Source organism: Pseudogemmobacter sonorensis (assembly GCF_042762395.1).
GTDB classification, from domain to species: domain Bacteria; phylum Pseudomonadota; class Alphaproteobacteria; order Rhodobacterales; family Rhodobacteraceae; genus Pseudogemmobacter; species Pseudogemmobacter sonorensis.
Map to the genome: position 1 here is coordinate 14,751 of NZ_JBEFZE010000015.1, position 16,534 is coordinate 31,284.

A 16,534-nucleotide genomic window follows, 5' to 3' on the forward strand; every position below is an offset into this window, starting at 1 on the left:
CCGGTGTTCCCGGTTTGTGTCAAGCGATTTCGTGGCGCTCAGATCGGCAGGCAGGACACCGTCTCGCCCGCGCGGCGGGCCGGATCGCCGACCGGGCGGATCAGCAGCGCATCGGCTTCGGCCAGATCGGCCAGAAGCGCGCTGTCCTGCCGGGCGAAGGGGCGGATCGTCTCGCCATCGGGGGCGAGGCGGGCGCGCATGTAATGGGCGCGCGGCCCGTTCGGGGGCAGATCCTCGGCCAGGACGGCGCGGCGCGGGCGCGGGAGCGGCGCTGGATCGCCCTGCAGGGCGCGCAGGAGCGGCAGCACGAAGAGATGCCCGCAGACCAGCGAGGAGACCGGATTCCCCGGCAGGCCCAGCAGCACCGCCCCCTCGGGCAGGCGCCCGGCCATCAGCGGCTTGCCGGGCCGCAGCGCGATCTTCCAGAAGGCGCGCGCCAGCCCCAGATCGGCGGCGACCTTGCCCACCAGATCATGCGCGCCCACCGAGGCGCCGCCGATGGTCACCACCACATCCGCCCCCCCGGCCAAAGCGAAGGCGCTGCGCAGCGCGGCCTCGTTGTCGCGGGCGATGGGAAGCAGGCGCACCCGGGCGCCCGCACCCTCGCACAGCGCCTTCAGCGCGAAACCGTTCGAGGCGATGATCTGGTCGGGGCGCGGCGTCTCGCCCGGCATCACCAATTCGTCTCCGGTCGAGATCACCGCGACCTCGGGGCGGCGCGCGACGGTCACCCGCGCCAGGTTCATCGAGGCGAGCAGCGCGAGGTCGGCGGGTTTGAGCCAGCGCGGCGACAGCATCGCCCCGGCGGGGAAATCCTGGCCGCGCGCGCGGATATTGGGGCTGCCGATGTCGTGAACCACCACATCTTCGCCGTCGCGGCTGGTGTCTTCTTGCAAGACGACCCGGGTCGCGCCCGGCGGCACCGGGGCGCCGGTGAAGATCCGCACCGCCTCGCCCGGGCCGAGGCGGCCGGGGAATTCGTGGCCCGCGCCGGCCTCGCCGATGACCCGCAGCCGCGTGCCGGGGAGGGGGTCGCCGAGGACGGCATAGCCGTCCATCGCCGAGGCGTCGAAGGGCGGCTGGTCGCGCGTCGCCTGCGCGGGCTGCGCCAGCCGTCGCCCGGCGGCGCGGTCGAGCGCGACCTCCTCGGTCCCGAGCGGGTGGGCGAGGGCGAGGATGCGGGCGGTGGCCTCTTCGAGCGAGATCAGCCTGCCGAGGTTCTTCGGGCCCGGATCTTGTGGGGCCGGATCACGCGGCGCGGGATCGCCGGGGGGCTGGGCCGCGTGGGGCCGGGCGCCGGAGGTCTGGCTGCCGGGGGGCTGGTCGACAGGGATCTGGTCGACAGGGATCTGGTGGACAGGGTTCTGGTCGTCGGGGCTCTGGCCATCGGGGGCCTGGCCCGGGTGGCTCTGTCCGGGGCGGCCCTCGCCCGAACGGCTCTCACGCGAACGGCTTTCATCGGGCGCGGTCATGGCGCGGGGGCCTCGAACCGGCCGGACTTGCCGCCCTCTTTCACCAGCAGGCGTATCCCCTCGATCCGCATGGATTTCTCGGCGGCCTTGAGCATGTCATAGACCGTCAGGCAGGCGACGGTGACGGCGGTCAGCGCCTCCATCTCGACGCCGGTGCGGCCGGTGGTGGTCACCCGCGCCTCGACCCGCAGGCCGCGCCCGTCGGCCAGCGGCGCCAGATCCAGCGCGACCGAGGACAGCGGCAGCGGATGGCACAGCGGGATCAGGTCGGCGGTGCGTTTCGCCGCCATGATGCCCGCCAGCCGCGCCGTTCCCAGCACGTCGCCCTTGGCGGCCCGGCCCGAGGCGGCCAGCGCCAGCGTCGCGGCCGACATCAGCACCAGCCCCTCGGCCAGGGCCATGCGCCGGGTTTCGGGCTTGGCGCCGACATCGACCATATGGGCGCGGCCTTCGGCGTCGAAATGGCTCAGGGGAGAGGCGGGCATCGGGAGGCTCGGGTTTGGGGGGCTTGGGTCTTGGGCGGCGGCGGGTTCGGGTCGAAGGTCTTGCGGCCGGGGCGCCAAGCGCCCGGGGGGCGAACCGGGGTGCCCGGCGGTCAGAGCGGGATGCCCCCGGCGGCGATCAGCGGGCGCGACAGGATCTCGCGCGTGGCGGCGGTCACGTCCTCTTGCCGCATCAGGCTTTCGCCGATCAGGAAGCAGCGGGCGCCGAAGCGGGCCAGATCGGCCAGGTCCTCGGGCGTGTGGAGCCCGCTTTCCGAGACGATCATCCGGTCCTCGGGCACCATCCGCGCCAGGCGGCGGGTGGTCTCCAGCGTGACCTCGAAGGAATGCAGGTTGCGGTTGTTGATGCCGATCAGCGGCGATTTCAGCCGCTGCGCGCGGGCAAGCTCGGCCTCGTCATGCACCTCGATCAGCACGTCCATCCCCCAGGCCATGGCGGCGGATTCCAGCTCCAGCGCCTGTTCGTCCGAAAGCGAGGCCATGATGAGCAGGATGCAATCGGCCTTCAGCGCGCGGGATTCGGCGACCTGCCAGGGATCGTAGAGGAAATCCTTGCGCAGGCAGGGCAGTTTCACCACGTCATGCGCCTGGGTCAGGTAATCGTCGTCGCCCTGGAACGAGGGCGCGTCGGTCAGCACCGAAAGGCAGGTGGCGCCGCCGTCCTCATAGGCGCGGGCGAGGGCGGGCGGGTCGAAATCGGCGCGGATCAGGCCCTTCGAGGGGCTGGCCTTCTTGATCTCGGCGATCAGGCCGTAGCCGGTGGAGGCCGCAGATTTCAGCGCCGCGCCGAAGCCGCGGGGGGGCGGCGCCTGCCGGGCGGCGGCCTCGATCTCGGCCTGCGTGTGCCGCGCCTTGCGGGCGGCGATCTCTTCGAGCTTGTAGGCCTTGATGCGGTCGAGAATGGTGGTCATCGGGCGGGGCCTTCGGCTGTTGGGTCTGCGGTGGTCGGCACCGGACCGGGACCGGATGCGGGCGCCGGGCGCGCCATGGGCGCGCGGTCCCGCCCGGGCGGAGGGGCCATCCCGTTCAGGTTTAGCGGCTTGGGGGGGCGAAGGGAAGGCGCGACTGCGCCCCTCAGGCCGACCAGTCGACCGGGGCGAGGCCCTGACCGGCCAGCCAGCGGTTGGTGCGGCTGAACGGGCGGGAGCCGAAAAAGCCGCGATGGACCGACAGCGGCGAGGGATGCGGGCTTTCGAGGAAGAGATGGCCCTCGCGCGGCAGCCGCGCGCAGAGTTTCTGCGCGGCCCCCCCCCAGACCAGGAAGGCGCGCGGGCCGTCCCCGGCGGTGGCGGAAAGGATCTCGACCGTCAGCCGCTCCCACCCCCAGCCCTTGTGGCCGTTCGCCTGCGAGACCGGCACGGTCAGGACTGTGTTCAGAAGCAGCACGCCCTGGCGCGCCCATCCGGCCAGATCGCCGTCGGTCTTCGTCCGCCCGGTGCTGCTGGCCGGTTCATCTGTGGCCAGTTCGGCCAGGATGTTCTTCAGCGAATCGCGCGGCCTTTCGCCGGGCGGGAACGAGAAGGCCAGCCCCTGGGCGCGGCCGGGGGTGTGATAGGGGTCCTGGCCCAGGATCACCACCCGGCAGCGCGGCCTTGGCGTCAGTTCCAGCGCGCGGAAGATATGCTCGGCCGCGGGCTGCCAGTCCGGCGCGGCGCAGAGCTTGGCATAGAGGCGTGTCCAGGGCGTCTCGCCCGCCGCGTCGGTCTCGGTGAAGAAGGGCAGAGCGCCCCAGGAGGCGGGATCCCCCGGCCCGCCGAGCGGGGCGATCAGGCGCCGCGCCGCGCGGTGGAGGTCGGCCCGGTCGGCGGGGGGCGGGAGCGGATCGGTCTGGCGGGGGCGGTTCCGGCTTGACGGGTTCTGGCCTGACGGGTTCTGGCGCGGCAGGTTCTCGCCTGACGGGTTCTGGCCTGATGGGGTCCAGCCCGCGCCGGTCCGATTTGGCCCGTCCCCGCCCGGCCCGTCTGATTGCGTCCCGTCCGATCGCGGGTCGCCCGCGCTCAGGTCCGTCCCGCTTGAATGCTCCGCGTGCGGCATGCGCGGGCCGCCCTCGTGCAACTCGCTCCGAAGCGGGGCGTCCTGAAGCGGGTCGCCACGGCCCGGCCCGGTTCCGGGCGGATCGCCGCGTCGGGCGGGCGCCATGCCGCGATCAGGCCTGGCTGAGGCGGGCGAGGGCTTCGAGCCGCGCCTTCGCCTGGCCGCTGTCGATGGAAGCGCGGGCCATCTCGACTCCTTCGGGCAGGGTCGCGGCCTTTTCCGCCACCACCAGCGCGGCGGCGGCGTTCAGCAGCACCGCATCGCGATAGGCGCCGGTCTGGCCGTCGAGCAGCGCGCGCAGGGCGCGGGCATTCTCGGCGGGCGTGCCGCCGGTGATCTTCTCGAACGGATGCCAGGGCAGGCCCGCATCCTCGGGGTGCAGGGTGAAGTCGCGGATCACGCCGCCCTCCAGCGCCACGACCCTGGTCGCGGCGGCGATCGAGATCTCGTCGGTGCCGTCGCCGCCGTGGACCAGCCAGGCCCGCCGCGTGCCGAGCGCGCGCAGCGTTTCCGCCATCGGGCGCAAGAGTGCCTCGGAAAAGGCGCCGGTCAACTGGTGGCGCACGCCCGCGGGATTGGTCAGGGGCCCCAGGATGTTGAAGATCGTCCGGGTGCCCAGTTCGGCGCGCACCGGGCCGACATGGCGCATGGCGGGATGGTGCATCGGCGCCATCATGAAGCCGATCCCGGCCTCGGCCAGGCAGGTCTCGACCTTTTCGGGGCCGATCATCACATTCAGCCCCAGTTCGGTCAGCGCATCCGCCGCGCCGGATTTCGAGCTGAGGTTGCGATTGCCGTGCTTGGCCACCACCACGCCCGCGCCCGCGACCACGAAGGCGGTGGCGGTCGAGATGTTGAGCGTGCCCTTGCCGTCGCCGCCGGTGCCGACGATGTCCATCGCGCCCTCGGGCGCGCGGACGGGCAGGCATTTGCGGCGCATGACATCGGCGGCGGCGGCATATTCGTCGACCGTCTCGCCGCGCGTGCGCAAGGCCATCAGGAAGCCGCCGGTCTGGGCGGGGGTGGCGGCGCCCTCGAACAGGGCGAGAAAGGCGGTCTCGGCCTCGTCGCGCGTCAGCGGGCGGGTGGCGGCGATGCCGATCAGCGGGCGAAGCGCGTCGCTCATGCCGGAAGGCTTTCGACGGTCTTCACCCCGGCGCTGTCGAGGAAATTGCGCAAAAGCTGGTGGCCGTGTTCCGAGGCGATGGATTCGGGGTGGAACTGCACGCCCTCGATCCGCTTTTCGCGGTGGCGCAGGCCCATGATGGTGCCGTCCTCCAGCCAGGCGGTGACCTCAAGGCTTGCGGGCAGGCTGTCGCGCTCCACCACCAGCGAATGGTAGCGGGTGGCCAGGAAGGGCGAGGGCAGGCCCGCGAAGACCCCCTGTCCGGCATGGTGCATCGCGCCCATCTTGCCGTGGACGATCTCATGGCAGCGCACCACCTTGCCGCCGAAGGCCTCGCCGATGGTCTGGTGGCCGAGGCAGACCCCCAGAAGCGGCACGTCGGCCTCATAGGCCGCACGGGTGAGCGGCAGGCAGATCCCGGCCTGGGCCGGATCGCAGGGCCCGGGCGAGAGCACGATGGCCTCGGGCCGCATCGCCAGCGCATCCTGCACCTCAAGCGCATCGTTGCGCCGCACCACCACCTCGGCGCCGAGTTCGCCGAAGTAATGCACGAGGTTCCAGGTGAAACTGTCGTAATTGTCGATCAGAAGCAGCATATTCGGTCGTAACCCACTGATATTGCTTGGGTTCCTTCCGTGGTCGTCTGCCGTGATACCCGCAGAAATACCCGCTTTTTTCGCCGATACCCTGCCTTAGCCGACTTCGGCCCCGTGGAACGTCGATACCGCTTATCGCGCATCTTCCCACATAGGGCAACTGCTTGTCGTCTGCACGACAGGTATCATGTGCAGTCACGAAAATAAGCCAGCATCGCCACACAGAGAACCGATTCCGGCGTAAGTTGGTCTGCTGCTAGCGTAAGAAAAGGGACGGCTATGGGACGGGTAATCGACAGTTCACTTGGGGAATGCGCTGTATCTGAAAGCATCGGCATGATCGCGGGTGTAAAATTCCGTTTTCAAGTCGGCTGGAAGGCCAAAAAATACGTTCAAAAACAAATAGTAAGCATTCATGAAATTGACAGGGAAACTTACCGCTCCGCAGGCGGCGCGGCCGTCGGCGCTATTGTGGGCGGGGTTCTGACTGGCGGTATCGGTCTGCTTGCTGGCGCGGCACTTGGCGGCAGGCGACGGAAGTCGGCATCATATCTGATCCATTTCGATGATGGCGAATATGCCGCGATTGAAGTCTCGGACGGCAACGTTATCCGCGTTCTGGATCATTTGGCGCAAAAGCAAGAAGTGCGCCGACAGGTCGCAGATTCAACACAAGTCCCGGTGAAGACCTGAACAATTGCCGCGCCCGAAGGCGCGGCATCCTGATTCCTCCCTACGAAGGGAAACACTGACACCCGCCAGCCATGCAGGACCCACGGGATATGGCGGAAGGCGCACACCACCAGCGGCGCGATCATCCGTCACCACTCTGTAGGATTTCAAACGCTGCCAACATTTCCCGCAATGCACGTTTATCGCCCTCGGACAGCGTTACGTCGCGGCGGTATTGACTGCCTTCGAACCGCAGGACAGCTTCGTTCGCATTGGAGAGAGAATGCAAGATTTCCAACTGTAGATCGGTCGGCGATACATCAATCCATTCCCAAATAGTCGTATGATTATCTCGCTGGAACCTGCCTGCGGCGAGTGTTTCCCTTACCCCATCATGCCACGCGACAACCCGCTCAACAAACAGCCACTCCGAAGCGGCATACTGAACCCGCATCCGAAGCCAAGGACGAGACTGATTTGGGCGTGTGCCGATGTATAGCAGGACGGTTGATCTGCTGTTCAGCCGCGCAGGTTCATTGCGGTGATGTAAGAAGGTTACGCCTTCAACCCTATCTTCAGAACGACGAAGGGCATCCAAAATTGAACGGCGCTGGGCCTCGATGCGGGCGGCGTATTGCTGTGCGCGTTCTAGGTATGTTGAATTTTCTGGATTCAGCACAGAAAGAAGTTCATATCCATCTCGATTGCGCTCAAGTTCGGAAGCCGAGATCGGCCTTACTATTTCGATAACTCTTGTTTCTAGTCTTTGAGCAATGGCTGTTATGTCATTTCTTTCGGCATCCGACCGTGATAGTTCAAGGTATCTGTCTCTAGCGACCCGCCAATTCAGGCGATCAATATCAGCGGTGATTTCTTCTTCTATTGAGGCAAGAAATGCGGCTTGCTGCTCCCGCTGCTGTTCGCGTTCGGCAAGTTGCACGGCGGCTTGTAGATGTGCTTGCTGTTCCACAAATGCGGCATGCTGCTCCGGGGCAAGAGCGGCTAATTCTTCAAGCCATCTAGATTCACTGATTTCATGAAGCGCCGAAAGGTATGCGTCGGTATCGCTTTCCCGAAGTATCGCAATCTCTGCTTCAGATTTGGGTTGGGATATGGTTGCTATTATCCCGATGCTCGACGGCAAGCCGACAAAAATAGTGACCAAGACACTAAGCCATCTCTTTCTTAGCCATGCAATAGGGAGCGGTCGAAAGATGGAGATTGTTGATACGGCAAGGACGGCGCAGGCAATGACTGCGGCAATATAGGGAGAAATCAATGAAAGCGTAATGATTCCAAGAAGCAAAACAAAAATCAATGCGATTGCCTTAATCGCTTCAATTGCAGCATATTGTATCCGTGTCAGCATTTTCGTGCTCTATTTTGGTCAGGCATCGGGGCATGATCGTAAACACCAGATTCTGACGCGACTAGGGCAGAAAAATGTCTTGAGCCACATGATTAGAAGGCAAGTCCCCCGCAAGCGCGGAATCGGGGTGGGGATGCGTCAGGCCGCAGGGTCTGGCATCGTGCGTGACCACAAGCGTTCGGCCTGCTTGAAGGGCTGCACGGCCTTCTGCACCTTGCGAGATTTCAGCCAGGCCATGTCATAGCCGAAGTGTGCGAAGAACGCCGACTGTTCCGGGGTCAGAAGATGCACAACCTGCTTGTCGGGAAAGAAGGTCACGCCTTCGTTCGCCTTGCTGGCCGGTCGCCCGCGCGGCACTTTCTTTTCAGCCATCAGGGGTCGCAGGTGCAGCGCAACTTTGTCGGCGTGGTGCGGCGACCGCTGTTCGATGGACTGGAAGAACGCGCTGACCATCACATCGGCCAGTTGTAGCCCTGCCAGTTGTGATGCCGGGGCGCGGTCGATCAGGTTGTAGCGCAGAACGCTGGCGTCGATCACCCGTGGCGCAAGATAGGTCGTTCCGGCGGTCGCCTGATTGATCAATTGCAGGACGTAAGCCTTGAAATGCCCGAAGTGATGCCCCCTGCGGCTGGCCATTACGATCCGCAGCACAGGGTTTTCAACGCCGTGTTTCGGGGCCGCATTTGCGACATATTGCGTCACCCGTTCCAGAAGCAGACGTGCAACGAAATTGTAGAGATAGTCCCCGTGTTCGCCGGAAGCGGCTGCGGCGCGGGCGTTGTGGTAGCCCAACATAGTTTTCTTGCAAGAGCAAACCACGAAGCCGCGTGCAGCATAGGTCGGCGTTACCAGCTTCTGCGCCGCCAACGTGCGATTCTTTGGCTTGAGTTTCTTGTAATGAAGAACCCCGCCCACTTGCCCGCCAAAAGATAGAAGGATTTCGTCCCTGCGCCGATCAAGTTCGGATTCCGCTTCGGCGCGGATCAGGTAGCCGCCAAGGCAAAGCCATTCGGAATTACCTTCGGGGAAATCCGGTTTCAGGCGTTCAACCTTGTCGTCGCCCGCTTCGTCAATGAACAGCGTGTAATCGTGATCCAAACCCGCTCCTGTGGCTGAAAGGATCACAGAGTTATGAACGACGCGACGTTGCGTCAAGGCGCAGGGCAGCGATTTCGGCAGTTCAGGGTTTCACCGCCGCCGCGACGGATTTCATGGACGCTTCCAGCCGCCTGCGCCGATATTCCGCTTCCAGCATCGCAAGGGCTTCTTCGTCGGTGAGTTCGGCGTAGTCGGGAACGGGCTGCGATTCCCGTTGCAGGATCAGTTCGCGCGGGACAAGGGCCGTGACCATCCGCAGATAGGTCGCCGGATCGTCGGCGCGAAGCCGGGCTATGGCATCGGCGCCATGCGTGGCGAAGTCATCCGCAATCGCTGTCATCAGCAGTTCAGTCAGCCGGTTGCGTGATCCCTTCGGCCTGCCGCCGCCGGTATTTCCCGTTAGGAAACGGCCATCCGCCCCCCGCAGAACAGCGGGCCGGTCAGGGGCCACACGGTCAGGCAAGGTGTTGAAGGTGCCGGGGGGCGGGACAGATCGGTTCATTGTATCTCTCGCAGCCTCATTCTTCGACGGTGGCGGGCGGCAACACTGTGCGCGTGACCTACCAGCGCCCCCGCGTCGGTCCTCGCCGACCATGCAGCAATTTCTGGTTGTCGTCGGCATCTATCAGAACGACTTGCTTCGGCTGCCGACCTTCCGCTGCCCAATAGATGAAGGTGCAGCCCTTGTGTTGAGCGAATTGAAGAACCGAATGTTTCCGACAATCTTCGCACCAGAATTCGATTTCGACTGAACCGCGCCGTGCCGAAGGATTGCCGCTATGCCGGTTCAGCATGTGCTTGGGTTTTGAACCAGCCCAAACCGCAACAACCGGATCATCTTCGCCGCGAACGTAATAGACCGCAGGCGGCATGTGATGAAGGTAGTTGTATCCGCAATGGGGGCAGAAGATTACATGCTCATAGTTGCCGTAGTCCGCAATGTCACTATTGGTTTTAGTCATGACCGTTCCTTTCGCGTTGTTTTGCCCGGATGGGCGGTTTGTGTTTTGCCCGAAACTATAGGGTTGTCGGGCAGGGGGTTCGTCAGTTAGGATCGTGAGAAATCTTCATCGTCTGAATTCCCCCATACCCCCTAGAGTTTGGAACTCTGCGGGGGGTGTATGAGTTGAACTAACGAATTCGTAAGTTCCGAACTCACGATCATATCCCCCTGCCGTAAAGCGGATCATCGGGCGACAGGACGGCCCAAACCTGATACGGGTTTCTATTGTTGTCATAGGTGTTCCGCTTTACGATGCGGCCTTCGTCGGCAAGTTTCGCAATTGCCAATTTGGTTCGTTTCTTCTTATCTCTGTCCTGATCGGGATAATCACGGGGGAATATATCAGACAGGCCGTGATACGCAGTCTTTGGTCCTGATGCGGCGGTTCTGATTGGTTCGCGCCGATTTTGCGCCTCATGAATGTGACCGAAGACCAGTTCGACCAAGGGTGCGAAGTTTTCGTCAATCGCAGCGGCGATTTCGTGGTTTGAGAAGGACGACAGGACGCCGGTTTCCGGGTTCTTTCGCAACCGAAACGGCGATGCTTTCGGTCCCAAGTTCGCTTTTTCGTGCGAAACGGCGATATGTTCGGGAAGATCAGATTCGGCAGGAACGATCTTCATAAACATGCGCGACCTGACGCTGTTATTCCATGCGACCGAACCGTTGTAAGTTTTGGCACCGCCTTTCGTGGCGGTTTCGGCGTTGACGTGCGCCATCAACAGGATGTTGCAATCGGTGCGGGCGGCGATGCGGCGAAGCGCACCGATGAAGGCATTTACGGGAACAAGATCATTGTGATTGGCGAGAAAGACCGTCGAAGCGTTGTCGATGAATACTTGTTTCGCCCCGGTCGCGATGATGCGCCGTTCAAGTTCGGCCAAAGCAGGCGTCGCTACGCCTGCCGGGTTGTCGCGAACCTCAATCCAGAGCGGTTCGCCCTGCACATCCCACAGGTGGAACCGCTGATAGCCGTCAGGAACCCACTCACCGCTAAAGTTCAGGTTCATTGCGGCGGCAATCACGTCCAGCCGCCTGCCGCATTCTATGGCCGTGTCTTCGGCGGTGACGAACAGAACGTGAAGCGGCGCGAAGACATGGAGCGGAAGGGCTGATACGCCGAAGGCCAGACACATGCACCACATCAGGGCCAGCATGGTCTTGCCAACGCCGCCGTCCGCCGAAAGCAGGGTCACTTCGCCACATGGGGTATAGAACTGCGTGGTGAACAGCCGTGGGGGTGTGGTTCTGACAAGCTGTAGCAGGCCGGTCAGGTCCATTGTATCAAGGAACGCGGGGGCACCCCTCTGCACGGGGCGGGGATCGAACGCGGCAAGACCATGGGGAACCGGCGCAACATCCTGCCGCCAGCCGGGGTTCTTCCAACCCCGTTCCGCAGCGGTTTTGAAGATCGCGGGATAGTTGCTGTGCCCCCAATCTTCGTTCCATTTCTGCCGGAACTCTGTGTCGTCGTGCTTGTCCGACTGGCGGGACCATTCCAGCGCGAGTTGAAACCCGGCTTCGCCAAGGGGTTTCAGGGCGGCAATGACCTTGATCCATTCGCCCCGGTCGTCTGGCATGAAGAACCGCAACGCGTCGGCTAACTGCGCCATCGTGGCGGCGTCCAGCGGGCCAGCCTGTTTCCGTGCAGGGGGTGCAGCCGGTGCCGCCTTCCCCGCGCCATGGCGGGGCGCTATGGCCTGCACAACGAAGGGGGCAAGGTCGGTCGGCTGCGGGTCGTGGATGCACTTCGTGGTGACGGTGAAGTATCGCCCGCCCGCGTAAGCCTCATATCCGCTGCCGTTGCTGGCAAGGCTGGCGAACTTCCTGCCGTAGCCGATAGCGTGAACACCGCCGTTCGGACTTTCTTCGACATAACCCGGCGCATTGTCCCGCAGGAACGCGGCAGCTTCTTCGCTATCGCCGTCGATGCCTTGCCAACTGTCGCCCAAGGCGAAGCCCATGCCGTCGAACCCCTGCGCGGCTGCGGCTTCCTGATAGGTCGCCCAATTCGTCGGATCGGTATTGTCGCAGGCGCGTCCGGTGCGAACATTGCACGGTATCTTCGGGCGCTTGCCATTCGCATTGGCCGGGCCATATCGCCAGACAAGCCAACGCCGGGCTTCTATCATAAGTTGCGACGTAGATTTCGGCGTCATCTTCGAGCCTGTATTCTTGTTGTTATTGTTCGGAAGTTTCCGCAATCAGCGCCCGAATATCCTCAACCCGCCATGCCGTGATGCGCGGGCCGAGCTTGACTGAGGCCGGAAAGCGCCCGGATCGGACGCCCTGCCACCAGCACGTTTTCTTGACAGGGATGATGGGCGGCAAGCCCCTGTCGGGGTCGCCGATGATCTGCGGCAGGCGCAGAAAGCCGGTCTCGGGAAGCTGATAGGCCATTGCGGGTTGCTCCTGTCCGTTGTGGTTCAGGAACAGCCATAGGGCAGGCGTAGCAGTATCAGATGGGGATTATTTATTCGTCCCTTTGGGTGCGAAATTTCTTAATTCTTTTGGCTATATCGGCCAATCGGTTGTTTCTATGGTCCGGGTCGTAACCTTCGTTTCCGTATTCAGATAAGAACAGCTTTGCAGCTTCACGAATGTTCGCGGCATCACCCCGATCAATCGCGGCAGAGGCCAAAGCGTCAAGTTCGGCCAGCCGTTTACTGTTCTTTGGTCCGCGACGAATATTCTTCATGGCTTCAAGAACTTCTGTCGGGACTTTAGTGATAGGAAACTCGACGCTCATTTCGACGGCTCCGAACTTATCGCGTCGATCATATCGGCCCAATCCTGCATCATGGCCGTTCGTTCTTGCCGATATTCGGCCTGATTGTAGCTGGCACGGGTTTTATTCCGCTCAGCGTGGGCAAGTTGCCGCTCTATCACTTCGCCCCGATAGCCGTGTTCGTTCAGGATCGTTGAAGCGGTGGCGCGGAAGCCGTGTGCAGAAAACCCGATGGTATCTTTGCCGTTCATCCCCATGCGTTCTAGCGCCCGGTTCAACGTGGTCGCGGTCATGCAGGTGTCGGGGCTACGGTAGTTCGGGAACAGATACTTGCGCTTGCCAGTGTAGTCTTGAAGTTCGCGCAGCAACGCGACGGCCTGTTTCGACAAGGGCACAAGGTGCGGTTCGCCCATCTTCATCAGTTCGCCCGGAATCCGCCATTCGGCGCGATCAAGGTTAACGTGCTTCCACTCTGCCTTGCGCAACTCGACCGTGCGAACGAATGTTAGCAGCATCAGCCGCAGGGCGATGACCGTGGTTCGATACCCGCCGTATGCTTCGACATTCGCGACGAAATCTTTGATCTGTTCTCGCGACAGCGGCGTTGCGTGTTCGGTCTTTGGGCGCTTGATCGCACCTTTCAGCGCGGCGGCGGGATCGCTGTCGGCGCGAAGGGTCAGGATGGCATGGCGGAATATCGCGGAACACCATTGCCGGATGTTTGCAGCGACGATAGGTGCGCCCCGTCCTTCGACCTTCTGAACGATCTTGAGAAGTTCGGCGGCTGTAACATCCTTGATCGGCGTCGTGCCCACAAGGGGGAACACGTCAGCCGCAAGAACCTTCTCAATCTGCTTACGGTAGTAGTCCGAAGCGTCGGCCTTTGTTCTTTCGATCCATTCGCGAGCGATCACTTCGAAGGTGTTGGCGTTGGCGGCGATGTTCGCCTGCACTATTGCTTGGCGCTGCCGGGCAGGGTGAACGCCAGTCTTTGCGGTCGCCTTGGCGCGGTCGCGGATGGTGCGGGCGTCGGCCAGCCCAATCGTGGGATACTCGCCTATGGCAAAGACATTTTCCGTGCCTGCGATCCGGTAGCGGTAGCGCCACAGCTTCTTCCCGGTCGGGCGGACCTCAAGGTAAAGCCCGTGGGCATCGGTCAACTTCTGCGGCTTGTCGGTCGCCTTCGTCTGGCGGATTTTCGCGTCGGTAAGGGCCATGGTGCGGGTATCCGGGTTCTGATACCCGCGACGATACCCGCTTTTTGGGCGGCTGACAACGATCTGTGACGGATGAATGCGGACATTAACTGTCAATGATTTCAGGGATATTGTGGCGAGACGGACGCAGGCGGACGGTGCCGGATGCTAATGTTTATTTTCGATCAAAAGCAGCATCTGCGGGGGTAACCCTGTGATCTCCGGGGTGTTTCTGTCGCCTTCGGCCCGCGCTCCGGGCACGGATCCGGCGACGCTTGCCGCTTTCCGCACCGGAACGCCCATCGGCGATTGCGGGACCCTACGCCGATGACCCGCCGTGAGCAACCCACCAGACGGGTCTTGCCTGTTCGGGCGCGTCCATGCGGGGGGCTGTCGCGCGCCCCCCTCCGACAATGCGGGGCGGCGTCAGACCAGCCTTGCGCCCTCAAGTGCCGCGCGGACGAAATCGGCGAACAGGGGATGGGGCGCGAAGGGTTTCGATTTCAGCTCTGGGTGGAACTGCACGCCGATGAACCAGGGATGGCCCTTGATCTCGACGATCTCGGGCAGGCGGCCGTCGGGGGACATGCCGGAAAAGACCAGCCCGCATTCCTCCAGCCGGTCGCGGTATTTGATGTCGACCTCGTAGCGGTGGCGATGGCGTTCCTCGATCACCGTGCCGCCATAGACCCGCGCCACGTTCGAGCCCTCTTTCAGATGGGCGGTATAGGCGCCAAGCCGCATGGTGCCCCCCTTGTCGTCCGAGGCCTTGCGCCGCACGGTATGGTTGCCCTGCACCCATTCCTTGAGGTGGTAGACCACCGGCTCGAAGCGCTTCGCCCCCGCCTCGTGGTCGAATTCCTCGGAGCCCGCGTTCGCCAGCCCCACGAGGTTGCGCGCGCTTTCGATCACCGCCATCTGCATGCCAAGGCAGATCCCCAGATAGGGCACGCCCTTTTCGCGGGCGAATTGCGCGGCGCGGATCTTGCCCTCGGTGCCGCGCTCGCCGAAGCCGCCGGGGACGAGGATCGCGTCGAAGGGCTCAAGCTGGGCGGCAGGATCCTCGCGCTCGAAGATCTCGGCGTCGATCCATTCGGCGCGGACCCGGACGCGGTTGGCCATGCCGCCATGGGTCAGGGCCTCGGCGATGGATTTGTAGGCATCCTCCAACTGGGTGTATTTGCCGACCACGGCGATGCGCACCTCGCCCTCGGCGTTTTCCAGCCGGTCCATCACGTCTTCCCAGCGGTCGAGATTGGGGCGCGGCGCGGGCGAGATGCCGAAGGCGTCGAGCACCGCCTGGTCGAGCCCCGCCCGGTGATAGGCCAGGGGCGCCTCGTAGATTGATTTCAGGTCATAGGCCGGGATCACCGCATCCTGGCGCACGTTGCAGAAAAGCGCGATCTTTTCCCGCTCGCGGTCGGGGATGGGATGCTCGCTGCGGCAGACCAGCACGTCGGGCGCAAGACCGATGGATTGCAGCTCCTTGACCGAATGCTGGGTGGGCTTGGTCTTCAATTCCCCGCTGGCGGCCAGATAGGGCAGAAGCGTCAGATGCATCAGTATGCATTCGCCGCGCGGGCGTTCATGGATGAACTGGCGGATCGCCTCGAAGAAGGGCAGCCCCTCGATATCGCCGACCGTGCCGCCGATCTCGCACAGCATGAAATCGACGCCATCCTCGCCGATGCGAAGGAAGTCCTTGATTTCGTTGGTGACGTGCGGGATCACCTGGATGGTCTTGCCCAGATAGTCGCCCCGGCGTTCCTTCTCCAGCACATTGGAATAGATCCGCCCCGACGAGATCGAATCCGTGGCCCTGGCCGAGACGCCGGTGAAGCGTTCGTAATGGCCGAGGTCGAGGTCGGTCTCGGCGCCGTCGTCGGTGACGAAGACCTCGCCATGCTCGAAGGGCGACATGGTGCCGGGATCGACGTTCAGATAGGGGTCGAGCTTCCTGAGCCGCACCGTATAGCCGCGGGCCTGCAACAGCGCCCCAAGGGCGGCGGACGCGAGACCCTTGCCCAGCGACGAGACCACGCCGCCGGTGATGAAGATGTAACGCGCCATGAGGGGACTCCCGTAGTTCTGCAAACAGGCGATTCGGATCGGTGGAATCGCTTCACCACGGGAGTCGGGATATAGCGGGCCATGCGTGGCCACGCAACCGTTCCGCAAGATCGTGTCGGCGGCGGGCGACTTCCGTCAAAAGGTTGTGTCGGTGGGGCAAGGTCGCGCCGGAGCCCGCCCGAAAGGGGGGGCATCGGCCCGGCGAATGCCGTGCCGACCCGCGCCGGGCGCGACCGCGAAAGGGCGCTTTCTCAGGGAGCGGGCGGTGTCTCTTCGCCGGAGCCCGAAGCGTCGCCGGAGCCCGCAGAGTCGCCAGAGCCCGAAGGCGGCAGCAGCGGATCGGCGCTGCCCGCCGGGGCGGGGGGCAGCAGGCTGGCGCCGCCGGTCCCGGTGCTTTCCTCGGTCGTGGTCGCAGGTGGCATCCAGCCGTCAACGACCGAGCCGCCGCCGCCCCTGGTGCCAAGGATCGTCAGGGTGATCGAGGTGGCGATGAAGGCCGCCGCAAGCAGCCATGTCAGCTTGGTGAAGCCGTTGGCCTGGCCGCGCGCCTGGGTGTTTCCGCCGCCCGACAGCAGTCCGGCGCCCTCGTTCTTCTGAAGCAGCACGATCACGATCAGAAGCAGGGCGAGGATCAGGTGGATCGAGAGGACGACGGTTTCCATGGGGC

At 63.7% G+C, this 16,534-nt stretch carries 17 protein-coding genes; 1 reads left to right on the plus strand and 16 read right to left on the minus strand.

Going from position 1 to position 16,534, the window contains the following annotated elements:
* Positions 1 to 38: 38 nt before the first annotated feature.
* The 6 genes from ABNX41_RS12120 to ABNX41_RS12145 form a co-directional block, all read right to left on the minus strand.
* Positions 39 to 1,208: a molybdopterin molybdotransferase MoeA gene (locus ABNX41_RS12120; protein ID WP_438670048.1), complete on the minus strand. Its 1,170-nt coding sequence runs from the start codon at positions 1,206 to 1,208 to the stop codon at positions 39 to 41.
* Between the two features lie 260 nt (positions 1,209 to 1,468).
* Positions 1,469 to 1,957 carry a cyclic pyranopterin monophosphate synthase MoaC gene (gene moaC, locus ABNX41_RS12125; RefSeq protein ID WP_438669990.1) on the minus strand — a complete coding sequence of 163 codons (489 nt, stop codon included), beginning with the start codon at positions 1,955 to 1,957 and terminating at the stop codon, positions 1,469 to 1,471.
* Positions 1,958 to 2,067: 110 nt separating this feature from the next.
* Positions 2,068 to 2,886, minus strand: a complete 819-nt coding sequence (gene trpC / locus ABNX41_RS12130; RefSeq protein ID WP_438669991.1) for an indole-3-glycerol phosphate synthase TrpC — start codon at positions 2,884 to 2,886, stop codon at positions 2,068 to 2,070.
* 163 nt (positions 2,887 to 3,049) lie between these two features.
* Positions 3,050 to 4,009: a uracil-DNA glycosylase gene (locus ABNX41_RS12135; protein WP_438669992.1), complete on the minus strand. Its 960-nt coding sequence runs from the start codon at positions 4,007 to 4,009 to the stop codon at positions 3,050 to 3,052.
* A 112-nt stretch (positions 4,010 to 4,121) separates the two neighbouring features.
* On the minus strand, positions 4,122 to 5,135 hold the full coding sequence (trpD, locus tag ABNX41_RS12140) for an anthranilate phosphoribosyltransferase (RefSeq protein WP_438669993.1): 1,014 nt from the start codon (positions 5,133 to 5,135) through the stop codon (positions 4,122 to 4,124).
* The gene (locus ABNX41_RS12145) at positions 5,132 to 5,731 is read right to left on the minus strand and encodes an aminodeoxychorismate/anthranilate synthase component II (RefSeq protein ID WP_438669994.1); all 600 of its coding nucleotides are present in this window, start codon (positions 5,729 to 5,731) and stop codon (positions 5,132 to 5,134) included. The genes trpD and ABNX41_RS12145 overlap by 4 nt, the downstream gene beginning before the upstream one ends.
* A gap of 279 nt (positions 5,732 to 6,010) precedes the next feature.
* Between ABNX41_RS12145 and ABNX41_RS12150 the strand changes: the two genes are divergently transcribed.
* Positions 6,011 to 6,424 carry a hypothetical protein gene (locus tag ABNX41_RS12150; RefSeq protein ID WP_438669995.1) on the plus strand — a complete coding sequence of 138 codons (414 nt, stop codon included), beginning with the start codon at positions 6,011 to 6,013 and terminating at the stop codon, positions 6,422 to 6,424.
* Positions 6,425 to 6,545: 121 nt separating this feature from the next.
* Here ABNX41_RS12150 and ABNX41_RS12155 read toward each other — a convergent pair whose 3' ends face one another.
* From ABNX41_RS12155 to secG, 10 genes are all read right to left on the minus strand, one after another.
* On the minus strand, positions 6,546 to 7,772 hold the full coding sequence (locus ABNX41_RS12155) for a hypothetical protein (protein WP_438669996.1): 1,227 nt from the start codon (positions 7,770 to 7,772) through the stop codon (positions 6,546 to 6,548).
* A 138-nt stretch (positions 7,773 to 7,910) separates the two neighbouring features.
* Positions 7,911 to 8,870: a DUF3800 domain-containing protein gene (locus tag ABNX41_RS12160; protein WP_438669997.1), complete on the minus strand. Its 960-nt coding sequence runs from the start codon at positions 8,868 to 8,870 to the stop codon at positions 7,911 to 7,913.
* 82 nt (positions 8,871 to 8,952) lie between these two features.
* Positions 8,953 to 9,210, minus strand: a complete 258-nt coding sequence (locus tag ABNX41_RS12165; RefSeq protein WP_438669998.1) for a hypothetical protein — start codon at positions 9,208 to 9,210, stop codon at positions 8,953 to 8,955.
* A 220-nt stretch (positions 9,211 to 9,430) separates the two neighbouring features.
* Positions 9,431 to 9,832: a hypothetical protein gene (locus ABNX41_RS12170; RefSeq protein WP_438669999.1), complete on the minus strand. Its 402-nt coding sequence runs from the start codon at positions 9,830 to 9,832 to the stop codon at positions 9,431 to 9,433.
* 199 nt (positions 9,833 to 10,031) lie between these two features.
* Positions 10,032 to 12,032, minus strand: a complete 2,001-nt coding sequence (locus tag ABNX41_RS12175) for an AAA family ATPase (RefSeq protein WP_438670000.1) — start codon at positions 12,030 to 12,032, stop codon at positions 10,032 to 10,034.
* A gap of 22 nt (positions 12,033 to 12,054) precedes the next feature.
* Positions 12,055 to 12,273: a helix-turn-helix transcriptional regulator gene (locus tag ABNX41_RS12180; RefSeq protein WP_438670001.1), complete on the minus strand. Its 219-nt coding sequence runs from the start codon at positions 12,271 to 12,273 to the stop codon at positions 12,055 to 12,057.
* Between the two features lie 73 nt (positions 12,274 to 12,346).
* A complete protein-coding gene (locus tag ABNX41_RS12185; RefSeq protein WP_438670002.1) occupies positions 12,347 to 12,622 on the minus strand; it encodes a hypothetical protein in 276 nt (91 codons plus the stop codon).
* Positions 12,619 to 13,818, minus strand: a complete 1,200-nt coding sequence (locus tag ABNX41_RS12190) for a tyrosine-type recombinase/integrase (RefSeq protein ID WP_438670003.1) — start codon at positions 13,816 to 13,818, stop codon at positions 12,619 to 12,621. The genes ABNX41_RS12185 and ABNX41_RS12190 overlap by 4 nt, the downstream gene beginning before the upstream one ends.
* Positions 13,819 to 14,223: 405 nt before the next feature.
* Entirely contained in the window at positions 14,224 to 15,867 is a 1,644-nt protein-coding gene (gene pyrG / locus ABNX41_RS12195) for a CTP synthase (protein ID WP_438670004.1), read from the minus strand.
* Positions 15,868 to 16,118: 251 nt separating this feature from the next.
* Positions 16,119 to 16,529, minus strand: a complete 411-nt coding sequence (gene secG / locus ABNX41_RS12200) for a preprotein translocase subunit SecG (RefSeq protein ID WP_438670005.1) — start codon at positions 16,527 to 16,529, stop codon at positions 16,119 to 16,121.
* Positions 16,530 to 16,534: the final 5 nt, after the last annotated feature.

Excerpts from the sequence above, each read along its gene's own strand:
- moaC (WP_438669990.1), bottom strand. The coding sequence starts at position 1,957 with ATGCCCGCCTCTCCCCTGAGCCATTTCGACGCCGAAGGCCGCGCCCAT.
- trpC (WP_438669991.1), bottom strand. The coding sequence starts at position 2,886 with ATGACCACCATTCTCGACCGCATCAAGGCCTACAAGCTCGAAGAGATC.
- ABNX41_RS12135 (WP_438669992.1), bottom strand. The coding sequence starts at position 4,009 with ATGCCGCACGCGGAGCATTCAAGCGGGACGGACCTGAGCGCGGGCGAC.
- trpD (WP_438669993.1), bottom strand. The coding sequence starts at position 5,135 with ATGAGCGACGCGCTTCGCCCGCTGATCGGCATCGCCGCCACCCGCCCG.
- ABNX41_RS12145 (WP_438669994.1), bottom strand. The coding sequence starts at position 5,731 with ATGCTGCTTCTGATCGACAATTACGACAGTTTCACCTGGAACCTCGTG.
- ABNX41_RS12150 (WP_438669995.1), top strand. The coding sequence starts at position 6,011 with ATGGGACGGGTAATCGACAGTTCACTTGGGGAATGCGCTGTATCTGAA.
- ABNX41_RS12155 (WP_438669996.1), bottom strand. The coding sequence starts at position 7,772 with ATGCTGACACGGATACAATATGCTGCAATTGAAGCGATTAAGGCAATC.
- ABNX41_RS12165 (WP_438669998.1), bottom strand. The coding sequence starts at position 9,210 with ATGACAGCGATTGCGGATGACTTCGCCACGCATGGCGCCGATGCCATA.
- ABNX41_RS12170 (WP_438669999.1), bottom strand. The coding sequence starts at position 9,832 with ATGACTAAAACCAATAGTGACATTGCGGACTACGGCAACTATGAGCAT.
- ABNX41_RS12175 (WP_438670000.1), bottom strand. The coding sequence starts at position 12,032 with ATGACGCCGAAATCTACGTCGCAACTTATGATAGAAGCCCGGCGTTGG.
- ABNX41_RS12180 (WP_438670001.1), bottom strand. The coding sequence starts at position 12,273 with ATGGCCTATCAGCTTCCCGAGACCGGCTTTCTGCGCCTGCCGCAGATC.
- ABNX41_RS12185 (WP_438670002.1), bottom strand. The coding sequence starts at position 12,622 with ATGAGCGTCGAGTTTCCTATCACTAAAGTCCCGACAGAAGTTCTTGAA.
- ABNX41_RS12190 (WP_438670003.1), bottom strand. The coding sequence starts at position 13,818 with ATGGCCCTTACCGACGCGAAAATCCGCCAGACGAAGGCGACCGACAAG.
- pyrG (WP_438670004.1), bottom strand. The coding sequence starts at position 15,867 with ATGGCGCGTTACATCTTCATCACCGGCGGCGTGGTCTCGTCGCTGGGC.
- secG (WP_438670005.1), bottom strand. The coding sequence starts at position 16,529 with ATGGAAACCGTCGTCCTCTCGATCCACCTGATCCTCGCCCTGCTTCTG.